Genomic DNA, 10,266 nt, shown 5'->3' with positions numbered 1-10,266 from the left:
TTTCCTTATTGTTTCAATGCTTGGAAAATAATTTCTGCTAAAGAGTGACTTATTCCCGGTACTTTGGCGATTTCTTCGACACTTGCACGTTTAAGTTCTTGTAACCCACCCATGTACTTGAGTAACGCCTGACGTCGTTTAGGGCCGATTCCCTCAATCCCTTCGAGTGCACTCGTACGTCTGGTTTTACCTCGCTTAGCACGGTGCCCCGCTATAGCATGGTTATGGCTTTCATCACGAATATGTTGGATAAGGTGCAGCGCAGGAGCATCGCTTGGTAAATGAAACTCCTCCCCATCGACTGTAATCAGCGTTTCTAAACCTGGTTTGCGAGTAACGCCTTTTGCAATACCAATCATGATGGGACGCTTTGGCCAATCCCCCCAATATTGCGAAATGATGTCATGCGCACGATTTAACTGACCTTTACCGCCATCGATAAAGATGATGTCGGGAATTTTCTCTACGTCCAATTGCTTCGAATAACGGCGCTCCAACGCTTGTCCCATTGCTGCGTAATCATCACCACCGGTAATCCCAGTAATGTTGTAGCGACGATACTCTTGCTTTACGGGGCCTTCGTTGTTGAACACCACGCATGACGCAATCGTGCTTTCCCCCATCGTATGGGAGATATCAAAACATTCCATTCGAGCTATAGACTCCAACTTCAATGTTTCGCGAAGCGCATGAAAACGCTGATTAATTGTCATCTTGTGATTGATTTTGGTGGTAATCGCCGTTAGTGCATTCGTGTTCGAAAGCTTGAGATACCTTGCTCGAGAGCCAGTTGGCGACGTATGAAAATGAACCTTACGGCCTGCCACTTCACTTAACGCTTTCTGTATTGGCGCAATATCTTCTGCCAACTCTTGATTCAAAATAATACGAGAAGGAATTGTACGTGCTTCGTTATGGCTCAAATAATATTGAGTCAGAAAACTATCGAACACTTCCTGCTGGCTTGTATTTTGTGGGATTTTCGGAAAATGGCTACGGCTACCAAGCACTTTGCCTTGGCGTATCATCAGGATATGGATACACGCGATACCATTCTCCTGAGCAAACCCGAGTACATCCATATCATCCATGCTGTCTTCTGAGACGTACTGCTGCTCTTGAACACGCCTAATCGCTTGGATTTGATCGCGAAATTTAGCGGCATCTTCAAAGCGCAATTGCTGACTGGCAACTTCCATTTTCTCGATCAGTTGTTTGAGTACTTGCTGATCTTTGCCTTGCAAAAACATGCGCACAAAGCCAACCAACTCTGCATATTCTTCATCAGAAATGATGGTATTAACGCATGGTCCTGCACAACGACCAATTTGGTACATCAAACATGGGCGCGTTCGGTTGGAATAGACAGTGTCTTCACACTGGCGCACAGGAAATATCTTTTGCAGCAAATGCAATGTTTCTCTTACTGCACCAGAATCTGGGTAGGGGCCAAAATATTCACCTTTGCGCTTCTTGGCGCCACGGTGGATAGAAAGCCGTGGGTGCTTATGACCGCTAATAAAGATATAAGGGTAAGACTTATCATCTCGCAGCAACACATTGTATTTCGGCAAATACTGCTTGATGTAGTTATGCTCTAAGATCAGCGCTTCTGTCTCAGTGTGAGTCACCGTGACGTCTATTTTGGCGATATTACTGACAAGCGCGCGAGTTTTCTCACTGTCTACTTTTTTCCGAAAGTAGCTTGAAAGGCGCTTTTTAAGGTCTTTGGCTTTACCTACGTAGATTACAACAGCTTCGGCGTTGTACATTCTGTAAACGCCGGGCTGATTAGTTACTGTCTTGAGAAAGGAAGCCGAATCGAAGGGAGGATTCACGCTAAAGGGTCTCGGTGTCCAGCATTCCGTGGCGAATCGCTAAGTGAGTTAACTCAACGTCACCATTAATGTCCAATTTACTAAAGAGTCGGTAGCGATAGCTGTTGACTGTCTTTGGACTTAAATTAAGTTGCTCAGAAATATCCGTTACCTTTTGGCCTTTGGTGATCATAAGCATGATCTGCAATTCACGCTCGGATAAGTCTTTAAAAGGGTTCTCAGAGGCTGGAGAAAATTGACTCAATGCCATCTGCTGCGCAATCTCTGGCGAGATGTAACGCTGCCCACTATTAACTACACGAATCGCATTCACCATTTCGTCAGGGCCAGCACCTTTGGTTAAATAACCAGACGCACCTGCCTGCATCACCTTGGTTGGAAACGGGTTTTCTGTATGAACGGTAAGTACGATGATTTTCACATCAGGATTCACGCGAAGAATTTTTTTAGTGGCTTCCAAGCCGCCAATTCCTGGCATGTTCATGTCCATTAAAACGACGTCAGCATGATTACTGCGACACCATTTTACTGCATCTTCACCGCTGTCAGCTTCTCCTGCTACGTTCATTCCACGGACGTCTTCAATAATACGTCGTATCCCTGTGCGAACCAGCTCGTGATCATCTACAAGGAAAACATTTATCAAACTTGTATCTCCACACTTTGTATTGGTTCTGCACCCACATAACCATTACTTGTTAAATGTGGATATCAGTATGACTGCCTATATACTAACGTAATCGACAAAAAATTGCTTTCTATGAATATGTGCTGAAACGCAAACTTTAGCAAGAACTTATTCATAAACCACTCTATTATTTTAGAGCGTGATGAGCAGAACCGAAATCTAAGAAAAGACAATTAACAACATTAAGTACAATAAATCAAGTAACTAGGTTTCATATTGCCCAGAGAAACACGCTATAACTTAAAATGACACTGTCCCTCTTGCACCAAAGACTAACTTGTAATCACTAATTCCAGCAAAAATTTGAGACGCTTTCTTTACTGGTTATTTTTACAGTTCTTAGTGTTAAACTAACGTTCTTCAAGTTTTCTAAGGTTTCTCACATTTGAATATTCAACAAGGCTTCCTGCTAACTCGACAGGCACGAGACATCAAAGGTCAAACTCAAATCGAGCTGTGGCTTTCGACAGAAGCAGGTCCTACTCAGTTACTTATTAATGGTGAGAAGCCAGTATTTTTCATCGCTCAGAAACACTCAGAGCAAGCAAAGACACTCGCACGAGAAAAAAACATATTCGTCGACATCCGCCTTTTGGATCTCAAAACGTTTGAACATACGCCTCTTGCTGCCTGCTATACCAATGTAACCAGAGACGCTCTCGCACTCAAAGACACATTCGCTCAAAAAGATATCACTACGTATGAAAGTGATATTCGCCTCGCCGATCGCTACCTAATGGAGCGTTTTATCAAAGGCAGTATCGAGTTTACAGGCAATGTGACTCGCACCAATGGCTACCAACGCGTCCAAAGCGCAAAATGCCGTGCGGGGCAATATGAGCCGAAGTTAAACGTTGTCTCGTTAGATCTAGAATGCTCTGAGAAAGGCATTCTTTACTCAATCGGATTAGACAGCGTCATGGATTCCCGCGTTATCATGATCGGAGAACCAGAACCTTCGGAGACACCGATACAATGGGTTAAGGATGAAAAAGCGCTTCTAGAAGCACTCATCGTTTGGTTTAAACAATTCGACCCCGATGTCATTGTCGGTTGGAACGTCATTGATTTTGACTTTCGTCTGCTACACAAACGAGCAGAATGGCACAACATGAAGCTAATGCTTGGTAGAGCAGACCAAGCCAGCTTTTTCAGAAGTTCATCTCAAAGCCAACAAGGGTTTATTTCCATTCCAGGGCGAGTTGTAATGGACGGTATCGATACGTTAAAAACGGCGACTTATCACTTTCGATCTTGGTCATTAGAGTCTGTATCTCAAGAACTCTTAGGGGAAGGGAAAGAAATCCACAACGTTCATGACCGCATGGATGAGATCAATCGTATGTACCGCTCCGACAAACCATCGCTGGCTAAATATAATTTACAAGACTGCGTGTTAGTGAATAAGATTTTCAATCACACTCACCTGCTCGACTTTGCAATAGAGCGCTCTCGTCTCACTGGTGTCGAACTGGATCGTGTCGGCGGTTCGGTTGCAGCATTCACAAACCTATACATGCCTCAGATACACCGAGCAGGCTACGTTGCTCCGAACCTACACCCTGAAAATTGGATTGCCAGCCCCGGCGGTTACGTGATGGACTCCATCCCTAACCTATATGATTCTGTTTTAGTATTGGATTTTAAGAGTCTATATCCATCGATTATTCGCTCTTTCTTGATTGATCCTATGGGTTTAGTTGAGGGGTTATTGCTCGATATTGGAAAAGAAGAAAATCAGGCTGTACCTGGCTTTCGCGGTGGGAAGTTCCATCGTACGAAACACTTTTTACCAGAAATGATTGAAAAGCTTTGGGCAGCACGTGATGTGGCAAAGAAGAACAATGAAAAAGCTTTTTCTCAGGCAATCAAAATCATCATGAACTCCTTTTATGGCGTACTGGGCTCATCGGGATGTCGTTTCTTTGATACTCGGTTAGCTTCTAGTATTACCATGCGCGGACATGAAATCATGAAGCAAACTAAGGTGCTGATTGAGGAGCAAGGATATCAAGTGATTTACGGCGATACGGATTCCACATTCGTGTCGTTGAATCGACCATACAGTCAAGTAGAAGCTGACGCTGTTGGAAATCAATTAGTTGATTACATCAACTCTTGGTGGAAAGAACACCTGCGTTCTGAGTACAACCTAACATCTATGTTGGAAATCGAGTATGAAACCCATTATCGCAGATTCCTTATGCCAACGATTCGTGGCGCAGAAACTGGCTCGAAAAAGCGCTATGCGGGTTTAATCGGTGAAGGAGAGCAAGAAAGGATTGTATTTAAAGGGTTAGAAAGTGCCCGTACTGACTGGACCTCGTTAGCACAGAAATTTCAAAATACACTCTATAGCATGATTTTCCATGGTGAAGATCCAAGCGACTATGTCCGAGAGATGGTTGAGAAAACTAACAACGGTGAATTTGATGAACAGTTGGTGTATCAAAAGCGACTGCGCAGAAAACTGCATGAGTATCAGAAGAACGTCCCGCCACAAGTGCGTGCAGCTCGTTTAGCGGATGAGATAAATGCCAAGCTTGGCCGCCCATTACAGTATCAAAACAAAGGACGAATTGAATACATTATTACCGTGAACGGTCCTGAACCTTATGAGTACCTCAATAGCCCGATTGATTATCAACATTACATTGATAAACAACTCAAACCCGTTGCAGATGCGATTCTCCCTTTCATTGGGACGGATTTTGACAGGCTTTCAGCGCCACAAATGGGGTTGTTTTAGCCGATACGAAACTCTGTTTTCTGGTACTGTTTGACTAACCAATCACCAAACGCATCAATTAGCCCGATAACAGAACGCTTGGGAATACCCCGGCCAGAAAGTAAAATTTCTAGCCGCTCGATCTCAAGCTGCTTTTCAGGATGATAAGTTAAGAATACCTTGCCACATTGTATAGGGTCATCAAACCAACGTTTATCTCGATACATCACCAAAGAGTATGACGCTCTTAGTAACTTTTTAGCAATCACTCGCTGGGCGGCCACCTGCTCTTCTATCGTCTTCGCTTGTACGATTTTTTTGCGATACACCGTAATCCAATCTTCCACATCCATATTCCAGTGCTTAGCAATTTCCCAACTTGGGACGTAATCACCGAAGCAGTCTGCTAGATCATCACCATAAACACAGACACAGCAATGCTTAAGCATAAAGCCCCAAGTAAAAATACTATCTAAATTAGCCACTTCGCTCACTAAGGCTGTACGGACCGATACACCATTAACGTGAGGGTAACTCTGCTGCGCACGCCACTTAATTGTGTTGAGCAAAGTCGCGCGATTGTGCTCAAAGGATGATTGAGTAACGACAACCAGGTCTAAGTTCGACCTCTCAACGATCGCTGTTTTGCGAGCAACACTACCGTATACATAAACGCTGTGTAAGTTTTGCCCCAGTCCACCTTTGAGACAAGCGGTGACTTCCCTAATTAAAGGCGCAAACTCTGGTTGAAATGGTTGTTTAGGATCGATAACAGGCAGAGACATGACTTAAAACGTGTTCTCAGATGGTTCAAGAAGTTGGGCTATATGTTCTCTTAGCCAACTCACCGAATCAAGTCCATTCAGGTGTTTAGTCATGGGAGTAACAACAAATTTCTGCAATGAATTTTAATGCTAGGCGGCTAACTTAGCGCTATAATCACCGGGTTTTGCTTAATAAGTATGAATAGGAATATACAATGCCAAAGGCAAGTGAAATCAAAAAAGGCTTCGCAATCGAGTCTAATGGTAAAACTCTTCTAGTTAAAGACATCGAAGTAACGACTCCTGGCGGTCGTGGCGGCGCTAAAATCTACAAAATGCGTTGTACAGATCTAAACACGGGCGCACGTGTAGATGAGCGTTACAAGTCTGATGACGTTGTTGAAACGGTAGAAATGAACAAACGTGCAGTTGTGTACTCATACGCTGACGGCGATGAGCACATCTTCATGGATAACGAAGACTACTCACAATACACATTCAAGCACAATGAAGTTGAAGACGACATGCTGTTCATCAACGAAGATACACAAGGTATCCACATTATCCTTGTTAACGGTGCTGCAGTGGGTATTGAACTACCATCTTCTGTTGAGCTAGTGATTGAAGAAACTGACCCTTCAATCAAAGGTGCTTCTGCATCTGCTCGTACTAAACCAGCACGCTTCGCTTCAGGTCTTGTCATCCAGGTTCCTGAGTACATTGCAACTGGTGACCGTGTTATCATTAACACAGCTGAACGTAAATACATGAGCCGAGCATAAGCATGTCTGATTTGATTTCTTACGACGACGTCATCGACGCAGCGTACGACATTTTCCTTGAGATGGCTCCAGATAACCTAGAGCCAGCTGACGTGATTCTGTTTACTGCGCAATTTGAAGATCGTGGTGCCGCAGAACTTGTTGAAACCGGTGATGACTGGGTTGAACATGTTGGCTTCGAGATCGACAAAGAAGTATATGCAGAGGTTCGTATCGGCCTAGTAAATGAGGAAAATGACGTTCTTGATGACGTATTTGCTCGTATGCTAATCAGCCGAGACCCTGAACATAAGTTCTGCCATATGCTTTGGAAACGCGATTAACGTTTCTTCATCATGAACAAAGATACCAGCCTAGTGCTGGTATTTTTTTATCTGTTGTTTTCGTCTAGCTGAGATATATGTTTATACAAAGCACCCTGCTCTATATAGGCTTTAGATCCTTTTGTTATGTAACAGATAAGAAAAAGGCTTGCCGAATTGGCAAGCCTTTCTGATGTTTTGCTATCGATTAACGATGCTTGTTGCGTGCGCCTTGGTCACCAGCAGTCTTCTTCGGCTTACGACGAGAAGGGTTGTTGCTGCGACCTTTTGGCGTGTTAACACGCTCTTCATGGCGCTTAACTGCGCGACGAATTTTTTGGCTGCGTGCACGCTCTCGTTTGCGTGACGTATTGTCTTTGTTCAGATCAAGCATGGTTTCTTTCTCTGGACGAAGCTCTACAAGCTCACGCAAGTAGTTTACTTCTTTCAGGTCAAGTTCCATCCAACCGCCACGAGGCAGTTTCTTGTCTAAGAAGATGTCGCCGTAACGAACACGTTTCAGACGGCTAACGGTACACTCTTGCGATTCCCATAGTCGACGAACTTCGCGGTTACGACCTTCGTTGATAACAACGTAAAACGTGTGGTTCATGCCTTCACCACCCGCGTAAACAACATCTTCAAAGCGAGCTAAACCGTCTTCCAGTTCAACACCTTTTACTAGATTACGAACTTTCTGTTCAGTTACTTCACCGAACACACGTACTAGGTATTCACGTTCAACTTGGCGGCTTGGGTGCATTAAGCGGTTCGCCAGTTCACCATCCGTTGTGAAAAGTAGAAGACCAGAAGTGTTCGCATCCAGACGACCAACTGAAATCCAACGAGAGCCACGAATTTTTGGCAGACGATCAAAAACAGTACGACGACCTTCTGGATCGTGACGAGTACACAGTTCACCCTCAGGTTTGTAGTACGCAAGTACACGACAAATCACTTCTTCTTGAATCTTTGCAGAGACAATGTGACCATCGATACGAACTACGCTGCTCTCGTCTTCAAGTCTTTCACCAAGCTTAGCGACTACACCGTTCACGCTAACGCGACCAGATTTAATTAACGATTCAATCTCACGACGAGAACCGTGACCAGCACGTGCTAATACTTTTTGTAACTTTTCGCTCATTTATCTACCTATGTGTCGTCTTCACAGACGTCTAGACCAGGATTGGTCTGTATTTTGCTATTTACCCATTTCAGTGGGATTTTTCGGTCGGACATTATACGTAACTTTCTTAGTTAATGTAAGCTAAATCGGCGCCATTCTCCACACCAAAATTCACTTCAAAAATGACCGAAATATTTGTCCTATTCTGCAACTTTTTTACTACTTAAAGCAGGCATTGCTCAACGAGAATCCCACTAATATCGGTCTTCCTGAACCACTTTAACCACGCGGTACCTGATAAAATTGTCAGGGTTACAACAATAACCACTTGGGGTGTGTTTACTGTTCGTATTGCTAGAAAGCAACGAAGAATAAGCCGTCCCTGTTTGCTGCTAAGTAATACCAATCACCGCAGACAATGAGCGCTCATAGCAAAGCAAGGTCGTGGGTAACAAGACAAAAATTGTCTTTAAGTCATTAGTTCACATCAAAAATAACACTAATGCTATCGTGTACTCTGACTCACTAGGTTCGCTCTGCACTCTCGGTGATTGGCATAAATCAGACAAAAAGGAATAGAACAATGTCTATGCTAAATCTCGACCTAAATTGGATTTTTGGGACATCTCAAGATGACGATATGACAGGCACAAAAGGCTCTGAAACAACCGATATTTTCTTCGGCTTCTGTGGTGATGATAAGTTTGTAGGATACGGAGGTAATGATATTGTCTTCGGTGGCTGGGGAGACGATACCTTGCTTGGTGGCCGAGGTAACGACTTTGTTTCTGGCGGCTTTGGAAACGATTTCCTATCCGGCGGATTAGGAAACGACAAACTCTTTGGTGGCTGTGGCGACGACACAATTTTTGATTATTCAGGCAACAACTACTTGAGTGGTGGCTGGGGTAACGACACACTCGTTGTTGGTGATGGTGAATCAGTACTGAGCGGTGGCTGTGGAGACGACACCTTCGTGCTTACAAACCGCCTGGCTATTGGTGTACCTGATCAGCCAGTATCTTCCAACGATATTGATGTCAAAGCCGACATTGTCGATTTTAATATTTTCCATGACAAACTTGTCTTTGATATGGGCCGAGACACTGATAACGATGGCATTCGAGATACGTTCTTGGATTCAGCGGATGATCTGACTTTATCTTACAATGAATGTGGCTGGGCAGTATTCTCAAGTGATGAATACAATGTTGAAGTGACACTAAACGGTGTGAGCTCTGCATACATCAACTATGCAGAACAAAATGGTATCGACATTTTCGATTTCGCTTAACCTCAATCAGTTAAGTTCAATGAGATATTCGATATGACAACTAAAATAGGAGGCGCGATGCCTCCTATTTTGTTTGGCGGTGGTGTGCGTCTACTATTCGAATGGTGCAGGGTCACCTGATCCCAAACGAACTACAACAGGTTCACCTTCGCTAAAGTCAATTACAGTCGTAGGTTGTTCACCTAGGTAACCGCCATTAAGAATCACATCAACCGCATGTTCTAGTTTATCGCGAATATCCTCTGGATCAGATTCTGTTACGTCACTGCCAGGTAGAATCAACGACGTAGACATCATCGGCTCACCTAATGCTTCCAACAAGTCCAAGGCAATTTGATTGTCTGGGACACGGATACCGATGGTCTTACGTTTTGCATTCATCAAACGACGCGGTACTTCTTTAGTACCTTTGAAGATGAAGGTGTAAGGACCTGGTGTGTTATTTTTCAGCAGTCGGAATGCAGAGTTATCCACTCGCGCATAGAGAGAAAGCTCCGACAAATCACGACACAGTAAAGTAAAGTTATGCTTATCATCCAGACGACGAATCTGACAGATTCGTTCCAGTGCCTGTTTGTTCTCCAACTGACAGCCAAGTGCGTACCCTGAATCAGTAGGGTAAACCACAACGCCGCCGTTACGAATGATTGCTACTGCTTGATTAATCAAGCGAGCCTGTGGGTTTTCTGGGTGAACGTAAAAAAACTGGCTCATTGTAATTCCTCATTATCGAGCCTCTCG

Annotated in this window: 9 protein-coding genes; 4 read left to right on the top strand and 5 right to left on the bottom strand. The window is 43.9% G+C overall.

Going from position 1 to position 10,266, the window contains the following annotated elements; translation table 11 throughout:
- Positions 1-5: 5 nt before the first annotated feature.
- Both uvrC and uvrY read right to left on the bottom strand, forming a co-directional pair.
- Positions 6-1,838: an excinuclease ABC subunit UvrC gene (uvrC, locus tag R7041_RS10990; RefSeq protein ID WP_080960110.1), complete on the bottom strand. Its 1,833-nt coding sequence runs from the start codon at positions 1,836-1,838 to the stop codon at positions 6-8.
- Position 1,839: 1 nt separating this feature from the next.
- A complete protein-coding gene (uvrY, locus tag R7041_RS10985; RefSeq protein ID WP_005386783.1) occupies positions 1,840-2,484 on the bottom strand; it encodes a UvrY/SirA/GacA family response regulator transcription factor in 645 nt (214 codons plus the stop codon).
- A gap of 427 nt (positions 2,485-2,911) precedes the next feature.
- Between uvrY and R7041_RS10980 the strand changes: the two genes are divergently transcribed.
- A complete protein-coding gene (locus R7041_RS10980; protein ID WP_206949233.1) occupies positions 2,912-5,275 on the top strand; it encodes a DNA polymerase II in 2,364 nt (787 codons plus the stop codon).
- Here R7041_RS10980 and R7041_RS10975 read toward each other — a convergent pair.
- On the bottom strand, positions 5,272-6,039 hold the full coding sequence (locus R7041_RS10975) for a nucleotidyltransferase (RefSeq protein WP_025767268.1): 768 nt from the start codon (positions 6,037-6,039) through the stop codon (positions 5,272-5,274). The two genes, R7041_RS10980 and R7041_RS10975, sit on opposite strands and share 4 nt — an antisense overlap.
- Positions 6,040-6,233: 194 nt before the next feature.
- Between R7041_RS10975 and yeiP the strand changes: the two genes are divergently transcribed.
- Positions 6,234-6,800, top strand: coding sequence for an elongation factor P-like protein YeiP (gene yeiP / locus R7041_RS10970; protein ID WP_005376801.1), 567 nt, complete (start codon positions 6,234-6,236; stop codon positions 6,798-6,800).
- A gap of 2 nt (positions 6,801-6,802) precedes the next feature.
- Complete coding sequence (locus R7041_RS10965; protein ID WP_005376800.1) at positions 6,803-7,123, top strand: HI1450 family dsDNA-mimic protein; 321 nt, start codon at positions 6,803-6,805, stop codon at positions 7,121-7,123.
- A gap of 187 nt (positions 7,124-7,310) precedes the next feature.
- Here the strand turns inward: R7041_RS10965 and rluB are convergent, their stop codons facing one another.
- Positions 7,311-8,249, bottom strand: coding sequence for a 23S rRNA pseudouridine(2605) synthase RluB (rluB, locus tag R7041_RS10960; protein WP_005376798.1), 939 nt, complete (start codon positions 8,247-8,249; stop codon positions 7,311-7,313).
- A gap of 565 nt (positions 8,250-8,814) precedes the next feature.
- On the opposite strand from rluB, the gene R7041_RS10955 reads away from it, so the two are divergent.
- On the top strand, positions 8,815-9,525 hold the full coding sequence (locus tag R7041_RS10955; protein WP_005376796.1) for a calcium-binding protein: 711 nt from the start codon (positions 8,815-8,817) through the stop codon (positions 9,523-9,525).
- Between the two features lie 93 nt (positions 9,526-9,618).
- Here R7041_RS10955 and R7041_RS10950 read toward each other — a convergent pair whose 3' ends face one another.
- Complete coding sequence (locus tag R7041_RS10950) at positions 9,619-10,239, bottom strand: L-threonylcarbamoyladenylate synthase (protein WP_005376791.1); 621 nt, start codon at positions 10,237-10,239, stop codon at positions 9,619-9,621.
- Positions 10,240-10,266 lie beyond the last annotated feature (27 nt).

Source organism: Vibrio sp. 1751 (assembly GCF_033339895.1).
GTDB classification, from domain to species: domain Bacteria; phylum Pseudomonadota; class Gammaproteobacteria; order Enterobacterales; family Vibrionaceae; genus Vibrio; species Vibrio alginolyticus.
Note: the sequence above shows the minus strand (reverse complement) of the source record. Positions and strands in the feature narration are given on the sequence as shown.